Origin of the sequence: Halomonas sp. DP8Y7-3 (genome assembly GCF_019801675.1) — a bacterium.
Lineage (GTDB): Bacteria > Pseudomonadota > Gammaproteobacteria > Pseudomonadales > Halomonadaceae > Halomonas > Halomonas litopenaei_A.
Map to the genome: position 1 here is coordinate 669,718 of NZ_JAHVIO010000004.1, position 21,742 is coordinate 691,459.

20 protein-coding genes are annotated in these 21,742 nt (G+C 63.0%); 12 read left to right on the plus strand and 8 right to left on the minus strand.

The window, feature by feature from the left end; all coding sequences use genetic code 11:
* Positions 1-12 precede the first annotated feature (12 nt).
* The 5 genes from KUV86_RS08245 (at position 13) to KUV86_RS08265 (ending at position 6,577) form a co-directional block, all read left to right on the plus strand.
* Complete coding sequence (locus KUV86_RS08245; protein WP_222484371.1) at positions 13-3,699, plus strand: ATP-binding protein; 3,687 nt, start codon at positions 13-15, stop codon at positions 3,697-3,699.
* The gene (locus KUV86_RS08250) at positions 3,696-4,322 is read left to right on the plus strand and encodes a condensin complex protein MksE (protein ID WP_222484372.1); all 627 of its coding nucleotides are present in this window, start codon (positions 3,696-3,698) and stop codon (positions 4,320-4,322) included. The genes KUV86_RS08245 and KUV86_RS08250 overlap by 4 nt, the downstream gene beginning before the upstream one ends.
* Positions 4,319-5,572 carry a hypothetical protein gene (locus tag KUV86_RS08255; protein ID WP_222484373.1) on the plus strand — a complete coding sequence of 418 codons (1,254 nt, stop codon included), beginning with the start codon at positions 4,319-4,321 and terminating at the stop codon, positions 5,570-5,572. The genes KUV86_RS08250 and KUV86_RS08255 overlap by 4 nt, the downstream gene beginning before the upstream one ends.
* Before the next feature lie 124 nt (positions 5,573-5,696).
* Positions 5,697-6,056: an XRE family transcriptional regulator gene (locus KUV86_RS08260; protein WP_222162160.1), complete on the plus strand. Its 360-nt coding sequence runs from the start codon at positions 5,697-5,699 to the stop codon at positions 6,054-6,056.
* Positions 6,053-6,577 carry an RES family NAD+ phosphorylase gene (locus KUV86_RS08265; RefSeq protein ID WP_222484374.1) on the plus strand — a complete coding sequence of 175 codons (525 nt, stop codon included), beginning with the start codon at positions 6,053-6,055 and terminating at the stop codon, positions 6,575-6,577. The genes KUV86_RS08260 and KUV86_RS08265 overlap by 4 nt, the downstream gene beginning before the upstream one ends.
* Before the next feature lie 121 nt (positions 6,578-6,698).
* Here the strand turns inward: KUV86_RS08265 and KUV86_RS08270 are convergent, their stop codons facing one another.
* The 5 genes from KUV86_RS08270 to KUV86_RS08290 form a co-directional block, all read right to left on the minus strand.
* Positions 6,699-7,427, minus strand: a complete 729-nt coding sequence (locus KUV86_RS08270; RefSeq protein WP_222162498.1) for a M15 family metallopeptidase — start codon at positions 7,425-7,427, stop codon at positions 6,699-6,701.
* A gap of 116 nt (positions 7,428-7,543) precedes the next feature.
* Positions 7,544-8,821 carry a TRAP transporter large permease gene (locus KUV86_RS08275; protein WP_206942377.1) on the minus strand — a complete coding sequence of 426 codons (1,278 nt, stop codon included), beginning with the start codon at positions 8,819-8,821 and terminating at the stop codon, positions 7,544-7,546.
* A complete protein-coding gene (locus KUV86_RS08280) occupies positions 8,818-9,345 on the minus strand; it encodes a TRAP transporter small permease (RefSeq protein ID WP_206942379.1) in 528 nt (175 codons plus the stop codon). The genes KUV86_RS08275 and KUV86_RS08280 overlap by 4 nt, the downstream gene beginning before the upstream one ends.
* 305 nt (positions 9,346-9,650) lie before the next feature.
* On the minus strand, positions 9,651-10,685 hold the full coding sequence (gene dctP / locus KUV86_RS08285) for a TRAP transporter substrate-binding protein DctP (RefSeq protein WP_222162158.1): 1,035 nt from the start codon (positions 10,683-10,685) through the stop codon (positions 9,651-9,653).
* A 152-nt stretch (positions 10,686-10,837) separates the two neighbouring features.
* Positions 10,838-11,788: a LysR family transcriptional regulator gene (locus tag KUV86_RS08290; RefSeq protein WP_206942383.1), complete on the minus strand. Its 951-nt coding sequence runs from the start codon at positions 11,786-11,788 to the stop codon at positions 10,838-10,840.
* Positions 11,789-11,922: 134 nt separating this feature from the next.
* Between KUV86_RS08290 and KUV86_RS20140 the strand changes: the two genes are divergently transcribed.
* The 7 genes from KUV86_RS20140 to KUV86_RS08320 all read left to right on the plus strand — a co-directional run bounded on the left by KUV86_RS20140 (position 11,923) and on the right by KUV86_RS08320 (position 18,576).
* Positions 11,923-12,141, plus strand: coding sequence for a hypothetical protein (locus KUV86_RS20140; protein ID WP_409996341.1), 219 nt, complete (start codon positions 11,923-11,925; stop codon positions 12,139-12,141).
* Positions 12,104-12,721 carry a transporter substrate-binding domain-containing protein gene (locus KUV86_RS08295; protein WP_409996342.1) on the plus strand — a complete coding sequence of 206 codons (618 nt, stop codon included), beginning with the start codon at positions 12,104-12,106 and terminating at the stop codon, positions 12,719-12,721. The genes KUV86_RS20140 and KUV86_RS08295 overlap by 38 nt, the downstream gene beginning before the upstream one ends.
* 40 nt (positions 12,722-12,761) lie before the next feature.
* Positions 12,762-13,745 carry a LysR substrate-binding domain-containing protein gene (locus tag KUV86_RS08300; protein WP_222484375.1) on the plus strand — a complete coding sequence of 328 codons (984 nt, stop codon included), beginning with the start codon at positions 12,762-12,764 and terminating at the stop codon, positions 13,743-13,745.
* Positions 13,746-13,832: 87 nt separating this feature from the next.
* Complete coding sequence (locus KUV86_RS08305) at positions 13,833-14,786, plus strand: TAXI family TRAP transporter solute-binding subunit (RefSeq protein WP_222484377.1); 954 nt, start codon at positions 13,833-13,835, stop codon at positions 14,784-14,786.
* Between the two features lie 39 nt (positions 14,787-14,825).
* A complete protein-coding gene (locus KUV86_RS08310) occupies positions 14,826-16,766 on the plus strand; it encodes a TRAP transporter permease (RefSeq protein WP_222484379.1) in 1,941 nt (646 codons plus the stop codon).
* A complete protein-coding gene (locus KUV86_RS08315) occupies positions 16,763-17,824 on the plus strand; it encodes a Gfo/Idh/MocA family protein (protein WP_222484381.1) in 1,062 nt (353 codons plus the stop codon). The genes KUV86_RS08310 and KUV86_RS08315 overlap by 4 nt, the downstream gene beginning before the upstream one ends.
* Positions 17,825-17,835: 11 nt before the next feature.
* Positions 17,836-18,576, plus strand: a complete 741-nt coding sequence (locus KUV86_RS08320; protein WP_222484383.1) for an SDR family oxidoreductase — start codon at positions 17,836-17,838, stop codon at positions 18,574-18,576.
* Positions 18,577-18,638: 62 nt separating this feature from the next.
* Here KUV86_RS08320 and KUV86_RS08325 read toward each other — a convergent pair whose 3' ends face one another.
* Genes KUV86_RS08325 through KUV86_RS08335 form a run of 3 tightly spaced genes read right to left on the minus strand, consistent with a single transcriptional unit; the run spans position 18,639 to position 21,726 of the window.
* The gene (locus tag KUV86_RS08325) at positions 18,639-19,775 is read right to left on the minus strand and encodes a metal ABC transporter permease (protein WP_222484386.1); all 1,137 of its coding nucleotides are present in this window, start codon (positions 19,773-19,775) and stop codon (positions 18,639-18,641) included.
* Positions 19,775-20,923, minus strand: a complete 1,149-nt coding sequence (locus KUV86_RS08330; RefSeq protein ID WP_206942389.1) for a metal ABC transporter permease — start codon at positions 20,921-20,923, stop codon at positions 19,775-19,777. Before KUV86_RS08330 ends, KUV86_RS08325 begins: the two co-directional genes overlap by 1 nt.
* Positions 20,920-21,726 carry a metal ABC transporter ATP-binding protein gene (locus tag KUV86_RS08335; RefSeq protein WP_206942391.1) on the minus strand — a complete coding sequence of 269 codons (807 nt, stop codon included), beginning with the start codon at positions 21,724-21,726 and terminating at the stop codon, positions 20,920-20,922. The genes KUV86_RS08330 and KUV86_RS08335 overlap by 4 nt, the downstream gene beginning before the upstream one ends.
* Positions 21,727-21,742: the final 16 nt, after the last annotated feature.

Here is a 21,742-nt window from a genome sequence, read left to right on the forward strand (position 1 = left end):
CAAGGAAACTCCATGGCTCACCTGCTGCGCATCGTGATGATCCACGGCCACCTGGAAGGGGTGGTCGAACTGGATGTCGATGGTCACACCAATATCTGTGGCACCAATGCCTCGGGCAAGACCACGCTCCAGCGTCTGGTGCCGGTGTTCTACGGTGAGCTGCCCAATAAGGTGGTACCCAAGACCCGCAAGAAGTTCGACGCCTTCTATCTACCCCACGGCAACAGCTACCTGATCTACGAGTATCGTCGCGAGGCCGGCAATGTCTGTCAGGCGGTGCTGACGCGCAAGTCCGATGGCGGCATCGAGTACCGCTTTATTGGCGCGCCGTATCAGCCCGGTCATTATCTGGTGGAAGCCAACGGTGGCGTGACAGCACTCGGCTACAGCGATTGGGCCAGCCAGTTGAGGCGAGATAACGTGCCGATGTCCGCCAAGTTGACGGCCACCTCGGAGTACCGCTCCGTCATCCAGAACGACTTCACCCATCAGCAGGGCAACCGCAAGGACAGTCTGCGACTGCGCCAGATGGCCGCCCAGTTCAGCCTGGTCAAGCCTGAGCGTCGTATCCGCCATATGGAGAAGTTGATCAGTGCGGTGCACGCCAAAGAGGGCAAGATGGACACCCTCAAGACCATGCTGGCGGCGATTTTCGAGGAGGACGGCGTCGAACTGCCGGTGACGCGCATCCGCAGCACCAAGGCGCGGGAGTGGATCGCTCAGATGCGTCAGTCCAAACGCCTGGAGCCGCTGGAGCGGGCGTTGGCGAAGCTGGATGAGCTGGACCATGAGGTGGCCGAGCGCGAGACCATCTTGTGGCAGTTGAAGCCCCAGCTCGAGGCTGACCGCCACCGCGCCGAGCGCACCTTGGCCGACACCGAGGCGGAGATCGCTCGCCGCAAGCAGGAGTTTCAGGAGCGTGAAGCGGAATATGGCCACCTGCGCGACGCCTTGAATGACCGTCTTAGCGAGATGACCAGCGAGCTCGAGCAGACTCAGCGGGAGCTGTCGGATCTGCAGGACACCTTCGAGGCCTTCGAAGAAGCCGACATGCCGGCGCTTGAGCGAGACGTCCAGTCGCTGCCCCAGTGGCGCGACCAGAGTCAGCAGTTGCGCGAGCACCTGGCGGTGATGCAGTCCGCCTTTCAGGAGCACCAGTCACGGCTTGAGGGCCGGCTGCGTGAGCTCGCCGATGAGCTGGCCCGCCAGCAGGAGGAGGCCCAGGCCCGTATCGACGAGTTGGGCGAGACCAGGGAAGAGCTGCGCAATCAGCAGTGGCAGCAGCAAAGCGAGCTGGAGCAACGCTACCAGTCCCAGCGCCAGGAGCTCGATGACAGCTACCGTGAACGCCTCGACGCAGGGCTTCAGCGGGTAGCCGAACTGAAGGCGCAGCTGTCGGCCAGTGCCGCCACAGCAGAAGAGATGCAGGAAGCGGAGCTCGCCCAGGCGCGCCTCGACCAGGCCCAGAGCGATCGTGACGCCAGCGGGGAAACCCTGAGTGCCCTGCGCGAAGAGTACGACACGCTCAAGCGCAGTCGAGACCAGGCGGAGCAGGAGCTCAACGACGCCCGTCACCAGCTGGCCAAGGCCGAGGCACACTGTCACGCGCTGCACCAGCAGCGTGATCCCGCGCAAGGCACGCTGCGCCACTTCCTGCGCTATCACCGACCGGGCTGGGAACAACGTCTGGGCAAGGTGATCGCGCCTGAGCTGCTGGAGCGTCGCGACCTGTCACCCAAGGTCGGTGAACACGACCACGATGAGCTGTTCGGCGTCGGGCTCGACCTGGCCGCGGTGGACGTGCCGGAGTACGCTCAGGATGAGGCGAGCCTGGTCGTCGCCATCGAGCAGGCCGAGGCCGCGCTGGTGCGCGCAGAGAACGCCGAACAGGCCGCCGAGCGTCAGATGAAGGCCTGCAACGAGCGGGTACAGTCTGCCGAGGACGCCGTGCGGCGAGCGCGCATGGAGGTCAAGCGCGCCGAGTCGGAGGTGGACTACGCCCGGGATGCGCGCAGCCAACTGCAGGAGCGCCATGCGCGCCAGCAGAAGACCCGGCGTCAGGCGCTGGAGGAGTCACTGGCCGCTCAGCAGGCGAGTCATGATGACCTCAAGCAGGAAAAAGGTGATGCCCTCGACACTCTGGCCAAGACCCATCAGGCGCAGCTACTGGAGGTGAAGGCCGATGCCCAGAGCCGCCTGGATGGCATCGACGACCAGATCCGCCAGCACAAGCAGTACCTGAGCGACCAGAAGCAGGAGCACCAGCGCCAGCGCCAGGAGCTCGAGGCCGCCTTCGATCGTGAGCTGCAGGAGCAGGGCGTGGACCTGGACTCCCTCAGGGATACCAAGGCGCGGCTTGCCGCCTTGGATCAGCGCATCCGCGACACCGCCGGCCGTCAGGAGCAGCTGGAGGACTATCGCCGCTTCATGCGCCTGGACTGGGGTCAGCGCAAGCCGCAGCTGGTGGAGAAGGAAACCCGTCTGATACGTGACAAGGAGACCGCCGAGCGCGAGCGCGAGCAGCGCAAGGCCGAGTTCCAGTCTGCCCGCAGCGCCCACCAGCAGGCGCTGGCGGAGTTGTCCACCCGGCGCAGCACCGAGAGCGGCATCATCGACGCCCTCAAGCCGCTGCTGGTGCAGGTCGAGCAGCTGCCGCTGGACCCAGCTCCGGCGCCCCAGAGTCAGGCACCCGGGGATGTGCACGAGCGTATCGAGCGAGCCCACCGAGCGCTAAGCGAGCGTGCCACCGAAATGGATGCCCTGCGCAAGGGGTGCGAGCAGGTCGAGGGGGAGCTGATCAAGGGCGCCAGCGCTGGCTTTATCGATACCCTGAGCGCCGAGCGCGACAAGCTCCGCGATGAGCTCCAGGGTAGCGCCGACGTCGGTCCTCGGCAGCTGTTGCCGCTGCTGCGCGGGATGCTTACCCTGCTCGAAGACCAGCAACAGCAGCTGGTGCAGCAGGGACGCAACCTGGGGGCGGACCTCGACAAGTTCTTCACCGTCTTTCGCGACCTCAACCGACGCATCAGCGCCCAGAGCCGACGGCTATCCGAAGAGGTGGCCGACGACCTGCGCCTGGAAGGCATCACCAAGGCCGAGGTCAAGATCCAGTCCACCATCGACGAGCTGGGTTTCTGGGAGCCGCTCAAGCGCTTCGCCCAGGACTATCGTGACTGGCAGGACGCCGGTGGCCTGCCCGGAGACGACTACCTCAATGCCCTGGCCGATGTGGTCGACCTGCTGCGCAGCGACCAGCAGTACAGCTTCGAGAGCCTGCTGCGCCTGGAGCTGCACCTTAATGAAGGCGGCACCGACCTGGTGATCAAGAACGACCGCCAGTTGCTCGAGTCGTCGAGCCACGGCATGGCCTACCTGATCCTGTGCAAGTTCCTGCTGGCCTTCACCCGCCTGCTGCGCGGCCAGGCCGAGATCAGCGTGCACTGGCCCATCGACGAGATCGGCACCCTGGCCTATCACAACGTCGAAAAACTGTTCGAGGCCTGTGACAGCAATCACATTCACATCGTCGGCGCCTTCCCCAACCCGGAGTCCGATGTGCTGCTGCTGTTCCACAACCGCTACCTGATCGACCGTGACGCCAGTGATCCTCGCCGCCGTCGACTCAAGCGCATCGAACCCCGGCTCAGCAAGCTGGCCCAGCGACTCAAGCAGCGCAGTGAAGAGGAGCTCACCCTATGATCGAACACGGCCCCCTGCTGGAGCGCCTTTTGGCCGGCGAGTTCATCTGCGCGATCAGCGACGAGAGCGCCTTTCGCAAACTTGAAGACGACGACGTTCGCGAGCAGATCGACACCTACCTGCGTCCGCTCAATCGCCGTCTGGCCAGCAACGAGGACCGCAGCGTCCACTTCCTGGCCTGGCGGCAGCTAAACGAAGACGCCCGCGAGCAGCTGTCGCGCCAGCTGGGCGATACCGTCAACAGCCTGCTGCCGCTGCTGGAGTGGCTGCAACTGGTACAGGAAGCGCTGGGCCAGGATGCCCTGGCGGCGCCTGGCGATGTGCTCAAGCCGGCGGAGTTCAGCGCTCGCTGCGAGGACAACCAGAGCCTGCGCGAACGCCTGGAGCGCCTTGCCACCGATCCTTTTTTCGGTTCCCAGAGCGAGCAGCTCGACGCCCAGATGAAGCAGGTGTTCAAGCGACTCAAGGAACACGGCTACCTGCTGCAGCCCCACGCCGATCGTCAGGTCTATCTGGTAACCGGCAAGATCGATTATCTGGTCGAGCTGGTACGTTTCATTCGCGACGAAGAAAGCCTGCCGGTGGATGATGAGGCACCGGCCCGTCAGGAGTCCCTGCTATGAGCGAGGAACACACGCTCGAAAGCCGGTTGATGGCCACCGGCACCGAGCGTCTCTCCTTGCTGGGACGCTACGCCGACGTCCTGATGCAGGGCTACTCCCGTGACGAGGTGCCGCTGGAGCCGCTGACTGACGGCGCTCTGCGCAAGCTGCTGGCGGCGCGCATCCTGTGGCGCCCGGATGAGCACGGAGCGGTCAAGCTGACCCCCAAGGTGCGCGAGCTGATCGCCGAGATGCTGGCCGATGAGACCCGCCGCCACGTTAACGCCGACGTCGGTGAGACCCTTGAGCAGATTCGCAACCTGGTGCAGAGCTATCGTGAAGCGGTCAATCGCGGTGAGCACTACCAGCAGGGGCCCCTGATGCTGCGCTTGCGCCAGGAGGTGGACGACCTCAACGGCCGCTTCGCCGACGCCATCGACAGTCTGTGGCAGCGCCTCAACAGCGATTTTGGCTTTGTCAGCCGCCTCAACGACAAGATCCGCGAGAACGACCGTGCCCAGAAGCAGATCGTGCGTCTGCTCGACGGCATGGCGTTGATCGACTTCGAAGAGCTGATCGAACTGGTGGGCAGTGATGGGTCGTTGCGCAAGCTGCTGATCAGCCAGCTGCAACAGCAGCTGAGCCTGCATTACACCAACCTGCGTGAGGTGCAGGGGCGGCTGATCGAGCTGATGGCGCGCTTTCGCCAGCAGCAGCAGCAGAGCCGACTGGTGGCCGGTATGGCCGCCTTCCTGCGCGAGCATCCGGGGTTTGTTCCCGGCAACTACACCCGCAGAAGCGAGGTGCCAGAGCTGTTCAATCGGGCAAGCCCCTTGCAGGCAGCGGGTTCGGTGGCCCTGGACCACCATCACGACAGCGACACGATCGCCAGCCTGCTGCACGCCTTGCCGGTTGCGGTTCACCGCCCCGAGATCGTCGAGGCCGCCGGCCCCGCCCAGGTGGAGGAACAAAGCCTGGTGGAGGCCCGCCAGCAGGCGCTGAAGCAGGATGTAGAGCGCTTCTACCTGGACGTGGTGGATCGTGGCGCCGCGCAAGGAGGGATTCCGGGAGATGTCAGTGCCCTTGAGTACCTGGCCGACAGCGCACTCGAATGGGATCAGGAAATCTGGCTGTTTCAGGTCATCGCCGAGTACCAGGGGCTGCCGCGGGAAGAGCAGCGCGCGTTTCGGCTGATCCCCGAGGAAAGCCCGGCAGGTCCCTTCAATGACGTCCAGCTGATTCACGACGTCAGTCTGGTGCTGGCGGTGTAGCGGGCGATGGCGTCGGCGAGACGCGAGCTCAATGCGGGTGGCCGGGGAGAACGCAGGCGGGTTTTGACGCTTCCCTATTTGTCACCTATATTGACATATATTTATGTCGTAATGGGTGTCAGATATGTCCTTTGAGATTCGTGAAGCGGTGAATGCCGAGGGCTATATCAGCGCCGATGCCTTGCCCAAGGCGCTTCATATAACGAAAAGCGAATTTGCTCGCGCCATCGGGCTCAGCCAGAGCGCCATCGTTCGCAAGGAGCGGCTGCAGGCCGTCTCGACGCAACAGCGGTTGCGCCAGGCCTATGAAATACTCAAACGCATCGAGCCCTGGGCTGGCTCGATCAGCGCAGCCTGGTCGTGGTTTCGCAGCTACCCGATTGCGGCCCTGGGCGATATGACGGCGGAAGAACTGGTCAGGCGAGGTCGAGCCGATGATGTACGCGCGTATCTGTCGCATATCGCCGAGGGGGGCTATGCGTGAGCCTGCGGAGTCACGGCTTTCACTTCAAAGGACTGGTGTATCGAGGGCACAACCCTCTCTGGCAGCACGCACCTGAATCCGGAGATGGGGCGGCGCTGAATGGCGGGCGCTGGAACCGTGTTGGCCAACCCGCACTCTACACCTCAGCGCGGTTCGAGACCGCCTGGTTGGAAGTGCAACAGGGAATGCCCTTCAAGACACAGCCGCTGACGCTGTGTACCTATGAGGTCGACTGTGGTCCGCTGCTTGACCTGTGTGATCGGGATGTCTGTGCCCTCGTCCATCCCGACGTGGACAGCTGGATGCACGAGGCCTGGCTGGCGAAGAGGCTCGCACGTCAAAGCGTGCTCGCCTGGGAGATTGCCGACGAGCTGATTCGGCAAGGCATTGTCGGCATACGAGTACCGTCGCAGGCGACGGGGGCCGGTGCCCGTGACGTCAACCTGGTGTTCTGGAAATGGTCTCGCTCTCGCCCGACCAAGGTCAGGGTGATCGATGATGAGGGGCGGCTGAGCCGCTGAAGTAGCGTATCGTCAGCGCCACAGTTCGAGATGTCCAGCGCAGCCAGTTATCCCGTGTTGCCCCTCAACGTTTTCCTTTCTCCTGCCCACTCTCCCTTTCCCTTTCCCTTACCGCTTTTCGCTACAACTGCCGCCGCCAGCGATTCTCGATGGTGTCCAGTTCGGCGGGGCCGTACAGCGCCTGATCGTGGCCGCCGTAATGGGCCCACAGCTGGTCGCCGAAGTCGAAGTGCCACCATTCGCTCGGTAGGTTGGTGAATCCCTGAGCGGTCATGGCGTGGTACAGCAGGCGACGGTTGTCCCGCGCCGCGCGCTCGTCATCGGTCAGCGTGGCCTTGTGTTCCAGAAAAGCGGTGTGGGAGGCCGGCAACGCTTCGTCGAACAAGGTGCCCATGGGCAGCGGCAGGCCATCGGCATCGCACAGGGTCACGTCGACGGCGCCGCCGCTCAGGTGCGGGCTCGGCGCATCGGCACGGGTGCTGGGTTCGGCCACAAACTCACGGGTACGGTTTAGCAGCTCAGCCTCATCAATGTCTGGATGGTTGCCGCGAATGGCTTCCATCAAGGTGTCGAACAGGTACTGCTGAACTCGCCACGGACGCCAGCCGTCCAGCACGATCAGACCTACGCCGTCAGGCAGCGAGCGCGCCGCCGCCAGCACGCGGCGATAGACGCCTTCACGCAGATAGCACTCGTTGATGGCGCCAGGAATTCCCAGGCGGGCGTAGGCGGGAAATACCTTGACCGGTGATGGGGCCAGGCTCATGGGCACCAGGGGCTCATCCAGCCCCTGAATGGGAATCTGGCGCAGTTGGGCCCAGGAAGGCTCAGCGGATAGAGGAATCGCCATGGCTGGGGTCTCGGGATGTGCACAGGGATGACGGTCGTCACCGCTGTTATTGATGCCGTTGTTGCAGCTCTCGTTGCAGGTCTCGTTGCAGCCTTCGTTGGAGGTCATGGAGGTTCTCATCCCAGAGCGGTCGGAAGCCATAGGGTCAGGGAGGGCACCAGGATCAGTGCCACCAGGACCAGCAGGGCGATGACCACGAAGGGCCAGATGGTACGAAACAGCGCGGTGATCTCCAGCCGGCTGACGGCAGCGGCGACGAATACGCAGGCGCCCATCGGCGGCGTGATCAGCGCGATGGTGATGTTGAGGGTGATGATGATACCCAGGTGGACCGGGTCGATGCCTGCCATCATGGCCACCGGCGCAAAGATCGGTGTCAGCAGCATCAGCGCCGAGACCTCTTCCATGAACATGCCGGTGATGAAGGTGATCAGGCTGAGCAACAGCAGAATGATCACCGGACTATCGACGTAGGGGGTCAACAGCTCGACGAACTGGTAGGGCACCTGGGCGTAGGACAGCAGCCAGCTGACCGTGCTGGAGGCAGCCATGATGACGAAGATGGCGGCGGTGAGGCGGGTCGTGTCGACAAACGCACGCCACAGCGCCAATAGATTCAGGTTGCCAGCCAGCACTCCATAGAGGGCCACGTAGGCCACGGTCAGCGCTCCTGATTCCGTGGGTGTGACCAATCCCATGACGATGCCGGCGACAATCAGGAAGGGGGCCATCAGGGCAGGCAAGGCGCCAAGGGCAGCCACCCCCAGCTGGCGCGCACCGGGCCAGCCATCACCCTTGGGCAGCCCCTTGCGACGCGCGTAGACAGCATTCATGGCCATGAAGGCGGCACCCAGCAACAGCCCGGGTATCACACCGGCAAGGAACAGATCGCCCACCGAGGTGTTGGTCAGCGAGGCATAGAGGATCATGAAGATGCTGGGCGGGATGATCGGCCCGATCAGTGAGCTGCCCGCCGTCAGGCCAGCGGCGAAGGCCGTCGAATAGCCTTCCTTGCGCATCGCAGGGACCAGCAGAGAGCCCAGTGCCGAGGTATCGGCGACCGCCGATCCATTGACCCCCGCAAAGAACACGCTGGACACCACATTGACGTGGCCCATGCCGCCGCGCAGATGGCCGACCAACAGACGCGCCAGCGCCATCAGCCGGTCGGTCAGCTTCGAGGCGTTCATCAGGTTGCCGGCGAGGATGAACAGTGGGATGGCCATCAATGAGAAGGCATCGATGCCGCCAAAGAACTGCTGGGGCATCATGCGGGGAATCATCGACAGGTCGACGAAGGCGAAACCGACCACGGCGGTGGCCAGCAGCGAGATGAACAGAGGCAGGCCCAGCAGCACATGGACGACAAAGACCGCCAGCATGGCAAGCGTCATGACGTGGCCCCCCGGTCGTGCTGAGCGGCGTCGGCGTCGCCGTCCTGGGTCGGTAGCGGGAATGGACCATGGCACAGCGCCATCAGGGTCAGCAGCGCAAAGCCGAGCGGCACGGACATGACCGGCACGGCCCGGCTGATGCCCAGGCCTTGGCTCTGGAACATGGCCACTGATTGCGCGTAGTGAAAGCTGAACCAGGCTCCGCCAGCGGCAAGTGCCAGGGTCAATAGCCACTGGTAGACCGAGAGGATGCGCCCCAGGGTGCGTGGAATCAGCCGCTCGATCAGCGCGACCCGCATATGACCGCCTTCAATCCAGACGCTGCCAAGGGCCAGCATGACCGCGCCGATGATCAGGTAGCGGGCCAGTTCATCGGTCCAGATGGGGGCCCCGCCGGCTAGATAACGCGCGGCCACACCATACAGCATGGCCAGCAGATCAATGAGCAGCAGTGCACTCGCGCTCCATAGCGATAGTCGCCGCAGCGCCATGACGGGCCGGCTTTGGGCAAGGGACCAGGACATGGGGAGGCTCTCCCACAGGTTGGTGAAACAGGATGAACCGGCCTCCTGGAGCGGAGGCCGTTGTACGTGCTGGAGCATTCTTCGTCTTGCGCTCAGGCCTGCGCACTCACGTCAGAGCACTCATGTCGCCATACCGATATCAGAGCGCTTAACGTTGAGCCGCTAATATCAGAGCGCTTGTTCAGAGCACCTATTCAAAGCACTTGTTCAGAGCACGTGTTAAGAGAGTCTGGGTCAGTGCACTGTGTGCCGGGCAGCCAGACGGTCGTCGACGCTGCCCGGTGTTCAGTACTAAGTGCTCAGGGCTACTGGGCGCTGAGTTGAAGTCCGGCGTCGTCGAGCGCCATGTCGATATAGCGCTGTTCGATGTTCTGGTCCTTCAGCCACTCAAGATAAGCCGGCTGGCCCTGCTGGCGGAAGGCTTCCAGCTGCTCTGGGTTAGGACGAATGACCTCCATGCCTTGCTCTTCCAGGTAGGCAATGCGCTCATCGACCTTGGCCTGGTTCTGTTCGCGAGCAAGCTGGTTGGCTTCGGCGACCGCCTCACGGAAGGCAGTCTGGGTCGCCTCGTCCCAGCCATTGATCATGCTGGTGTTGCCCACCAGGAACTGGTCGGAGTACTGGATGTTGGCTAGCGTCAGGTAGTCCTGAACCTCATAGAGGCTGCCGAGGATGATATACATCGGCGGGTTCATCTGGCCGTCAGCGACGCCGGTTTTCAGCGCCATGTAGACCTCGGTCCAGGGAATGGGCGTGCCGGACGCGCCGAAGGCCTCATAAAGTGCGACCTGGCTGGGGTCCATGGCGCGGAAGCGCAGCCCTTCGAAGTCCGCCGGTTCGGCGATTGGCGTCTTGTCGTTGGTGAAGGCCAGGAAGCCGCCTTCCTCGACTACCGCCAGCAGTTCCAGTCCGGCGCGGCCCTCCAGGTCTTCCTGAACCGCTTTCCAGTAGCTGCCTTCGTCGAAGAACTGGCGAGCGTCATCGAAATCCTGGAACAGGAAGGGGATTGCGCTGACGAACACTTCGGGGACGATGGGCGACATGCCGGCGAAGGACGCAATGTTCAGGCTCGGCGACGCCATGGTCTGCTCCATGCGCTCCTGCTCTTCACCCAGCATGCTGTTGGGGTACAGCTTGAGCTCAAGCTCGCCTCCGGTCTTTTCCTCGACCAGTTCCTTCAAGTTGGTGGCGAACACGTGCACCGCGTTCTTGTCCGGGTCGGGAGCGCCGTTATAGCTCAGGTTGACGGTGGTTGCAGCCAGCGCTGAGGCGGCGGTCAACCCCATTGTCGTGGCGGTGGTCAGGGCAGCAAGCAGGGGCAGTGGACGAAACAGGCTCATGAGGGACTCCGGTGTTGTGGTGTTATTGTGCGGCAACGCTGTCTATCGATAACGAGACTAGGCGTTGTCGCGTTGACTAATCAAACCCCAAGGCGTTGATCTTTTGGCAACGCCAGCATGGTCTGGCGTTTGGCAGCACGTCGGACGGGCCCTCAGGCAACGCCGCTCTGGCGATGTGGGGCCAGCAGGCGTGGCGCATCATCGGCAAAGAAGCGCATGCCGCGACGCAGATGCGCCAGGCAGGCCTCTGCCGCCACCGGCAATGGCCGGCCTTGACGACTGACGATCTGAGCGCGGGCCCCGTTGAGCACCGGATGTGCCAGCGGCAGCACCTGAATCAACCCCTGGGCGATGTCATCGGCGACGGTCAACTCGGGCATAAAGGTGACGCCGCTACCGGACCTGACGAAATTCCTCAGGACGGTGACCGAGTTGGTATGCAGCCGTGAACGCAGATGGAGGCGCTCCTGATGGGCGACCTGGTCGACCATCTGGCGCATGCCAAAGGGGCTGTCCATCAGCCCCAGTGGCCAATCGCTGATTTCGGCCAGGGTCAATGGTGCCTGGCGCCGAGTCAGTGGATGGTCGGCAGGCACGATCAGATCCAGAGGGTGGCGGCGCTCCACATGACAACGCAGCAGCGGGTCCATGGGTGGCGCGTACAACAGGGCCAGATCCACCTCGCGGTCACGGACCAACGCCATGGCCTCGTTGACGCCAGCCATGACCACCACAATGTCGATGCCAGCATGCGCCGTCATGAAGGTCTGCAAGGGGGCATTGACCAGATCAGCGATAAAGCCCTCGCCGACGGCCACTCTGACCTCACCGCTATCCAGGCTCTGAAGCGCGCTCAGGCGCGACAGCGTTGCCGTTTCGGCATCGCATCGAGCGCGATGGTGTTCCACCAGCAGGCGGCCGGCTTCGGTCAGGGTGACGCCATCTGGGTGGCGGGTCAGCAATGGGATCGAAAGCTCTTCTTCCTGGCGACGGATCAAGCGACTGATGGCGGAGACGTCCACATTCAGGTGGATGGCTGCGCCCCGCAGGGAACCACGTCGCTGTACTTCGCACAGATACGCCAGAGCGCGGCCGTTGAGCATTGTCGTTCCTTATCGATGATGACCGGTGGTTGTCAGCATGTCGCAGGCAACTTGGCGAGGGTGACAGAGAGTGGCAGACTCTTTGTGCCCACAAGGCATAGACCAATAACCATAACGCAAAAAGGAACTTACGGATGCGATCGTTTTCTCGTCCTGTGCTATTGAGTGCCCTGCTGGGGCTCACCGCTTTGTCGGCTTCGACCCTGGTGACAACGGCCCAGGCCGACGAGCCGCTCAAGCTGGGGGTGGATATCCCGTTCGAGCCCTTCGAGTACCGCTTGCCTGATGGCACCCTGACGGGCTTCGAGGTAGAGCTTGGGGAAGAAGTGTCGGCGCATCCAGCGTCAATGTGAATGGGTCGAGCAAAGCTGGGATGGCATCATCCCGGGGCTGATGGCCCGCAAGTACGACGCCATCATGTCGTCCATGGCGATCACTGAAGAGCGTCGCCAGCAGGTGTTGTTCTCCGAGCCCTACTATTCCAACCCCAGCGTATGGGTGACGCTGCGCGGCAGTGAAGTGGATCCCGACGACCGTGCGAGCCTGGAGGGCCTGACCGTTGGCGTGCAGCGCGGCACCATTCGTGATCGCTTCATCACCGATACCTACGGCGACATCATGGAAGTGCGTCGCTATGCCACCGCCGAGGACCTGGCGCTGGACGTCAAGACCGGACGCCTGGACAGTGCCTTCATGTACTACCCGCTGGCGCTGGCCAACCTGCAGGTGGACGAAGCCGACAGCGAGGTAGTAGTCAGCTCCGAGCTGATCCGTGAGCCCAAGTCCTACTTTGGCCACGGTGTGGCGGTGGCGTTTCGTCCTCGCGACGAAGACCTGGCCGCACAGTTCAATCAGGCCCTGGCCGAGATCAAGGAAGACGGCACCTACGACGAGCTGATGCACAAGTACGTGGACTACGATATCAAGATCTAGCAGGCCGGAACCTGGCTGCCCCCAGGTACTGGCCACCTGCTTGAAGGCTGCGCGAGCGGTTATCGCACTGCAGCCGTTCCTGTCAGGAGGGGCTGCCATCGAACTACGTAATCTCAGCATGAGGCACCTGCGCTGCGTGGTGGAAGTGGCTCGCACGCGTAACGCGGCGCAGGCGGCTCAAGCGCTGAATATCACTCCCTCTGCCGTGTCCAAGACGCTGCGTGAAGTCGAAGAGATTGCCGGTATCGTGCTGTTTACCGGTTCGCGTCGAGGAACTCAGCCCACTCCCGAAGGTGCACGCTTGATCGAGCGTATCAACTTGGCGCTATCCACGCTTCAGGCGGGCTTCGAGCAGCTGCCACGCTATCGCGGAGAGGGGGTGACGGTACTCAAGATCGGCAGCCTGCCCATCTTTGCGGCCAAGGTGCTGCCGGTAGCGCTGTCACGGTTGGCGCGTGAATGTCCCGGCGTACAAGTTCAGATCGCCTCTGGCGTGCGCCCAGATATGCTGGACAAGCTGCGACGCGGCGATATCGACATGATGTTTGGCCGTTTGCCTCCCCCTGAGGACCTGGCTGAGCTGGTCTTCCAGCAACTGCTGGTAGACCGCTACCTGTTTGTGGTGCGCGCCGGGCACCCCCTGCTGGCGCGGCAACAGCGCCTGGACGATGTGTTGACCAGCGAGCGCTTCCCTCTGCTGTTGCCAACCCGGGAAACCGTTACCTGGACGGAGATTGCGCGGATGTTCAAGGCCAGAGGGTTGGCCTTGCCCCAGCATCGTATCGAGACGGTAGACGTCAATTTGAGCCTTGCTTTGACCATGAATGACGATGCGATCTGGGCGGCCTCGGAATTGATGGTTGCCGATCGTCTGTGCCGGGGTGAGCTGGTGGAACTCGCGCTCGAGACCGACCTGCTCCAGGCCCCGCTAGGCGTGATTACCGGCCGTGACTGGCGCGGCGACTTTGCTGCCAGGGCGTTGATCGACATCTGCGGCCAGCTTTCTCGCGATGAGTTGAGCTAGAGGTCACGTTATCGCGCTATTTGTCATTTTTTATCTTCGTTGGCCTCACCTAACCTAAGGGCACGCCACTCTGACGGAGAACAAAAAATGAACAACAAGATCCTCGCCACCTGCCTGCTCGTCGCGAGCCCACTGGTGCAGGCCGATGGTATTGCCATCGGCACCTTGCCCCAAGGTACGCTGGCGTATGCCAGCGGTGCCGCCCTGGCAAGAGAACTGGGGGAGCAAAGCGGAGAGCGGGTGTCCGTGGTCCCCCAAGGTGGTCCCCCCGTGACGTTGCCCATGGTGGCCAGCGGCGAGTTGGATGCCTCTTTCGCCACCGCGATTGCCGCTGCCTTTGCCTATCGTGGGATGGGTGAGTTCTCCTCCCCGGTGGATGACCTGAGGATCATTGCCACCGTCTACCCGCTCGATTTCAGCTTCTTCGTCCGAGCTGACTCCCCCTATTACCAGATCACCGACCTGCAAGGGGCCGATGTCCCCTGGGGGTTCACCCAGCAGCGCAACAACGGGGCGGTGGTGGAGGCCTATCTTGCCTCAGGCGGGCTCGGCCGAGACGACATTTCACCGGTACTGGTCCCCAACGCCCTTAAATCGCTGGATGACTTCTCCGCAGGGCGAGTGGACGTGGTGTCGCACTCCGTGGGTTCAGGGCGGGAGCTTGAGCTCAATGCCTCGGTCGGTGGGCTGCGTTATCTGGGCCTCGGCGATGACCCTGAGTTTGGCGAGTTCCTGGCCGAACATGTCCCCGGGGCCCTGGTTCGTACGCTCAAGGCCGACGAGAGCGATTATGCCAGTGAAGATATCGACATTATTACTACGCCGTTCGTCATCGTGGGCTCCGTCCACACGTCCGACGAGGCTGCCTATCAGCTGGTCAAGACGCTGCATACTCGCCAGGCGGCCCTGGCTGAGGCCGTGCCGGCCTTTGCGGACATGCCGCTGGACGCTCTCGCGGTAGATGTCGGTATCCCGGTACACCCAGGCACCGAGCGCTACCTGCGTGAAGTGGAGTTGTGGCAGGGCGACGCGCATCAGTAACAGCGCACTCTCGCCGTATCGGTGGTACAGGAGAACACCATGAATGATGTCCAACCTACGGGCTGGCAGGCACGAGCGGTGCGCCTGCTAGCGAGTCTTCTGACCCTGTGTGGTCTGGCTTGGGTGACAGATGTTCCTCGCTCGCTAGGCCTTCTGTTTTACAACGAACAATACTTGCTGGTGGTCCTCGGCTTGGGCTTGGCCATGTGTTTCCTGTCAGCGGTCAAGCAAGCCCCCAGCTTGCTGGGTCGCACTTGGCCGGGCGCCTTTCTGGCTCTCGCCCAGGGCGGGCTTGCGATCATTGCCTTGGCGACCACCCTTTACGCCGCTCGACACTACGAAGACCTGCTGATGGCATCTGCCATGATGCGCACAGATACGGTGATCGTGGGTGTACTGCTTACCACGCTGACGGTGATCGCGGTGTATCGGGTGGCGGGGGTCTTTCTTGCGGCAGTGGTGCTGTTCTTTCTCTTTCAGACCCACATTGCCGGAAGTATGCCGGCCATCTTGCAGGGGCGCTCCGTTGCTTGGGAGCGCATCTTTGCCTATCTCTCGACGGACTCCACCGCCATCCTCGGCCTGCCTCTGTCCATTTCGGCAAGCACGGTGTTCGCTTTCATCCTGTTTGGCACCCTGATCGCCAGGTTTGGCGGTGGCGACTTCTTCACTGATTTGGCAATGCGCAGTGTGGGCCGCTATCGCGGAGGCTCGGCCAAGGCTGCGGTCGTCGGTTCCGCTTTCTTCGGCTCGGTCTCCGGCAGTGCGGTGGCCAATATCGTAGCGACTGGGGTGGTCAGTATCCCTCTGATGAAACGTGCCGGTTATCGGTCGGAGCAGGCCGCGGCAATCGAGGCGGTCTCATCCACCGGCGGGCAGCTGCTGCCGCCGATCATGGGGGCCGCGGCCTTTCTGATGGCAGAGTTCCTGCAGATTTCCTATGGCACCGTGCTGGTTCATGCGCTGGTGCCCGCGCTGTTGTACTACATCGCGGTAATGTTCTACGTGGACCTGGTCGCCGGGCGTGACCGAATCGCCCCGGTGGACGCCGCCGAGCGCAAGGCAAGCGGGCTGAGGCGTCGAGCACTGGTCTATGTGACGCCCTTTGTTGTCCTGTTGGTGTGCATGTTCAGTTTCAACCGTACGCCTGAAGAGTCGGCGCTGTTGGCCGCACTTACGCTGGTGCTGTTGAAGCTGTTGCCGATTGCCGGCGATGATCGTCGGCCGCGCTTTTCCGACATGGGAAAGGCGCTGGCCGAAACGGGCCTCGCCATGATGGACATCGTGGTGATCACCGCAGCCGCGGGGATCGTCATTGGCTTGATCAATGTGTCAGGGTCGGCGTTTGCGCTCTCGGTCTACTTGTTGGATCTCGGCGGCAGCAGCCTGCTGATTCTACTGCTGGTGACGGCCCTGGTATCGATTGTGCTTGGGATGGGAATGCCCACGGTGGGAGTCTACGTGCTGCTGGCTACCCTGGCGGCACCGGCGATCGTTCGCCTGGGAGTGGAACCGATTGCCGCTCACTTGTTTGTGCTCTACTTCGGCCTGATGTCGATGCTCTCACCACCTGTGGCGGTAGCAAGCTATGTGGCGGCGTCCATGGCCAAAGGCAGCCCGGTACGCACTTCCTTCGAGGCGCTGCGGCTAGGGTGGGTGGCCTTCATCATTCCATTTTTGTTCATCTATTCGCCGTCGCTGTTGTTGGTGGGCTCGCCTTGGCAAGTCGCGCTGACCGTGGCGACCGCCCTGCCAGGCGTTTGGTTGATCACGGCGTCCTTCGTCGGCTTCTTGATGACCCCCTTGTCAGGCCTTGCTCGGGTACTTGCGGCCACCGCTGGTATTGGCCTGTTGCTTCCTGTGGCTCTCTTCGACGGGGCGCACTGGGCCAATCTCGCCGGGGCTGTCTTAGCCATCGTGTTGGTGATGCAACAGCGTCGCGCTGGGATCTCCCCCGTGCTGCCGGAGGAACATCAATGAACAGAGAATGGCCGCTATCGGGGCGACGTCCGCGCGTCGCGGTGGTGAATCCTGCCCATTGGCATTTTCCCATGTATCGGCCGGGCATCGAGGCGACGGGGGCGGAGTTCGTCGGCTTCTATGAAGATCAGCGCGAACTGGTGTCGCCCCTGGAGTCCTCACTTGCTGCTCCGTGCTATGGCAGCATCGATGACTTGTGCGAGTCGGCCCGGCCTGACTTTGTCTTCGCCTTTGGTGAACACGCTCGGCTGCCGACGCTCGCGGGTCAGCTGATTGACCATCACATGCCTTTCTCGCTGGAAAAACCCGGCGGCGTCGATCGGGTCAGCGTCACCACCCTGCGCCAGCGGGCCGAGTCTAGCGAGCTCTTTGTCTCGGTGCCGTTTCATTATCGTCTGAGTGACATGGCCGCCACCCTGGATGCCCTGGCGCCCGGCGATCATGCGGGTATTCGTTCGATGCGCTTCGATGTTCAGGCGCGAACGCCTTTGCAGCACTCTGCGTCTTCTCCTTGGCTGGTGGATCCTGAGCGCGCGGGAGGTGGGGCAGCCATGAACCTGGGGCATCACCCGATCGATTTCGTGCTGTCACGCATGGGGCATGAACTTGAATCGGTAGAAGCGCGGATGTCGAGTGACTGCCTGGGGTTAGCGGTGGAAGATGATGCTTGCATTCGTCTTGATTTCAGCCGCGGGCGGCACTGCGATGTCCGCGTGGGCTACAACCAGCCAGTCGACAACGCGGCCTATATGGGCTTTGCCTTCGAGCTGGAGCACGAGTCCTTCCTGGCCCGGTTGAGCGGTGACCGGCTGTGGGTCGAGGATGATCGTGGTGCTCGTGCCTTCCACCTGCCGGCCCAGTGGACCTTCAAACGCCATTTTGCCGACTACGCCCGCACCACCTTGGCGCGCTACCTCTGCCAAGCACCGCCGGTGGCGTCCCTCGCCGACCTGGAGCGGACCATGTGGGTGCTCGAGGCGGCCTATCTGTCAGCGCAACGTGGCCAGCGCCACGACGTTACCTCTTTTCCCATGCTCCATGTTTCCTCTCTTACCTAGGAGTGTCGATCGTGACGATACCAACCCCCCCGTCTTCGCCGGTCACCCTGGTGACCGGTGGTTCAGGTGCCATCGGTGGCGCGGTGATAAGGCGCCTGCGTGACGATGGTCACCGGGTATACAACCTGTCATTGGAGGCATCCGATCCGTCGCTAGGTGCCGTCGATATCCTGGTCGACCTGATGGATGCCAAGGCGCTGAGGGAGGCCGTTCGTGGTGTCGTTGCCAAGACGCCGGTAAGTGGTCTGGTCAACACCGCAGGGTTTCCCTACGTTGCCGATATCGACGCACTGGAGTTCGAGCGCCTGCGGGCGATGGTGAATATTCACTGTGAGGCCTGTCTGCATTGCATACAGGAGGTACTGCCTGCACTGCGTGCCCTCGGTGGGGGGCGCATCGTCAATATCGGCAGTCGGATGATTCTCGGTCGCCCTGGCCGTACAGCCTACTCATTGGTGAAGTCAGGCATGCTGGGGGTTACGCGAAGCCTCGCGCTGGAGCTGGCGCCGGCTGGCATTACCGTGAACATGGTCAGCCCTGGCCCCATCGAGACCGCCATGTTTCGCCAGAACCATCCACCGGGAGCGGAGGTGACGGCCAAGGTGCTGGCGGCTATCCCCGTGGGCCGAATTGGTCGACCCGAGGACGTGGCCAATGCTGTCGGCTTCTTCATGTCGCCCGGGAGCGGGTTTGTGACCGGGCAGAATCTCTACGTCTGTGGCGGGGGCAGTGTGGGCTCGGCGCACTCATAGGTGGCGCTATGTTAGATCAATGGGGCAGCCTCTGGCTGCCCCGTTGACGTCGCTGCCTGGTATCAGCTGCCGTCCTTGGCGCCTGGCTCCAGAATCTCTCGCGCCATATGCCGGCCCGCCTGGGTGAGGTGCAAGCGCTCACCCTCCTGCACGATAAGCTGGCGCTGGCGGGATAACTCAACCGCGCGACGCGCCCTGGCAGGTGTCCACATAAGATGCTCGCGCAGCGCCTGGGTCACGTTTTCCACTGCCTTTTCGGGGCCATCTTCGTGGTGATAGAGGTGCACCATCAGGGTACGGCTTTCGTTGAGGTCGCGCTGGCGGCGACGGCTCAGCCACTGGGCGCACAGGCCATAGCGCGGACCGAGCAGAAAGGCCAGAGCCAGGAAGACGCCGGTCATGACGGCCATCATGCCGCCAATCGACACGTCCCATGCCACCGCCAGCATATAGCCGGAGACGCTGGAGGCGGCCGCGATCAGCGAGGCATAGACAAAGATCTTCCATAGCCGGTCGGTGAGCAGATACGCCGCGGATGGCGGAACAATGACGAAGGCCACGAACAGCACCGCACCCACGGCATCGAAGGCTGCGACGGCGGTACCGCTGGTCAACATCAGCAAGACGTAGAACAGTGCCGTGGGGGCGAAGCCTAATGCCTTGGCCAGGGCCTCGTCGAAGGTGGCGAGTTTCAGCTCCTTGTAAAAGGCCGCCACGAACAGCAGGTTGAGCAAGGTCATGGCGCCCATGGAGATCAGCGCGCGGGGCACCTCCGCGCCTCCGATGGTCAGGGTATCGAGCCAGACGAAGCCGATTTCCCCCAGCAGCACCGTATGGGCGTCGATATGCACGTCGCTGGCGTAAAGGTTGATCAGCAGCACGCCCAGCGAAAACAGCACGGGAAACACCAGACCAATGGCGGCATCCTTCTTGACCCTTTGCGTCGAGACCAGCAGTTCGGTCAAGAAGACGGTAAGGATGCCGGTCAGTGCTGCGCCGATGATCTGCACCGGGCCGTTGGCTTGATGGGTCGCCAGCCAGACGACCACGATGCCGAGCACGATAGAGTGACCGATGGCGTCTGACAGCATGCTGGTCCCGCGCAGCACCAGAAAGGTGCCGACCAGGCTCGAGGCGATGCCCACCAGCGCCCCGACCAGCATGATCATCAGTGGGATGTTGTCGAATAGGGTGGCCATTAGTGTGCTTGCTCCTGCCCGAGCGTCGCCAGAATGCGTTCTGCCTCCTGGCAGCCTGCTGGCGTCAGTACCCAGCGTTTGTTGTTGCCGGGCTCATGGGGGGGAGGATCCTGCTCGATGATCAGTCCGCGAGCCATCAGGCGGGCAAGAGCCCTGCGGCTATCTGCGCCCAGGTAGGTGTCCAGCATGCGTTTTTCTGAGCGATAGTGGCGGTCTGCGTGGTGGCTTGCCAGCTGGTAAAGCGTGGTCAGCACGCGCTGGTAGCGGAGCTGGCGTCGGTCACGTCGCAGCTTGAGGATCTCCCACAAGAAGCCACGTCTGGGGGCGAATAGCAGGGACACCAGGACCACGCTGGAAAGGCTCAGGATGATCAGCGGACCCGTCGCAAGGCCGGGGCCCGTGGCGCTGATGACGGCGCCCACGACACCGCCGAGAATGCCGAACAGCGCCGACAATGCCACCATCGACTCGAGCCGGTTGGCCCACTGACGGGCGGCAACGGCAGGGGCGATGACCATGGCAGCCATCAGCACCACGCCGACCATCTGCAGGCCAATGACCACCGCCAGGGCGATCATGATCGTCATCAACCCATCCAGCAGCGACACTGGCATGCCTTGGGTCGCGGCAAACTGGGCATCGAAGGACACCAGCTTGAACTCTTTCCACAGGCCGGCGACCAAGGCCAGGGCCACGCCGCCCACGGCAGCCATGATCCACAGGTCGCTTCTCAGCGTGGCCGCCGCCTGGCCGAACAGAAAGGCATCCAGGCCGCCCTGGGAGGCGTTGCCCGTGCCTTGAATGTACGTCAGCAGCACTACGCCGATAGCGAAGAAGACGCTCAGCGAGATGCCCAGAGCGGCGTCGGTCTTGAGCCGGCTCATGCGGGTCAGCAGCAGCATCACCAGGGCAGCCAGGGAGCCAGTGAACAGCGCGCCAGCAAGAATGCTGCCCATTTCACGGCCCCCGGCGATGATGAAGCCCAGGCAGACCCCTGGCAGCGCTGCATGGGACAGGGTATCGCCGAGCAGGCTCTGCTTGCGCAGCACCGCAAAAGAGCCCAGCACGCCGCTCACCAGTCCCAGCATGGCAGCACCGAGCACCACATTCTGCAGAGTGTAGTCACCGAGGAGGCTGGCCAGGCTCATCCCGGCACCTCCTCAGAATTGGCCGGGGCGCGTGGGCCGGGGATGGCACTGGTGACATCGTCAAGCAGGGCAATCTGGCCCCCATAGGCACGCCGCAGGTTGTCGGCGGTGTAGACCTCATCCACCGGACCTTGGGCGATCACGCGGACATTGAGCATCAGCATCCAGTCGAAGTAGCTGCGAACCGTCTGCAGATCGTGATGCACCACGATGACCGTCTTTCCCTGATCGCGCAGGCGCCTGAGGATATCGACGATGGCGCGCTCCGTGGTCGCGTCGACGCCGGCCATGGGCTCATCAAGGAAATAGACATCGGCGTTCTGCACCAGGGCACGGGCAAGGAACACCCGCTGCTGCTGGCCGCCGGAAAGCTGGCTGATCTGGCGCTCGGCAAAGCGTTCCATGCCCACCATCTCGAGCGCTGCCATGGCCTCACGTCGCTCGCGTCGCCCCGGACGCCTGAGCCATCCCAGGCGTCCGTAAAGCCCCATGGTGACGACGTCCAGCGCCGTGGTGGGGAAGTCCCAGTCCACCGTCGAGCGCTGCGGCACATAGCCGACGCGGCGCCGGGCCTGGCGGTAGGGGTGGCCGTGCAGGGTGACGTGGCCAGCGATGCTCGGGACCAGGCCGAGGATGCTCTTGATCAGCGTGCTCTTGCCGGCGCCGTTGGGCCCGACAATGGCGGCCATCACGCCGGGCGGCACGTCAAAGTCGATGTCCCACAATACGGGCTTGCCGTGGTAGCTGACGGTCAGGTCCTCTACGTGCAGGGCAAGGTTCGGTTCGTGCAGCTGCTGGCTCATGGGGTCGCTCCTGTCG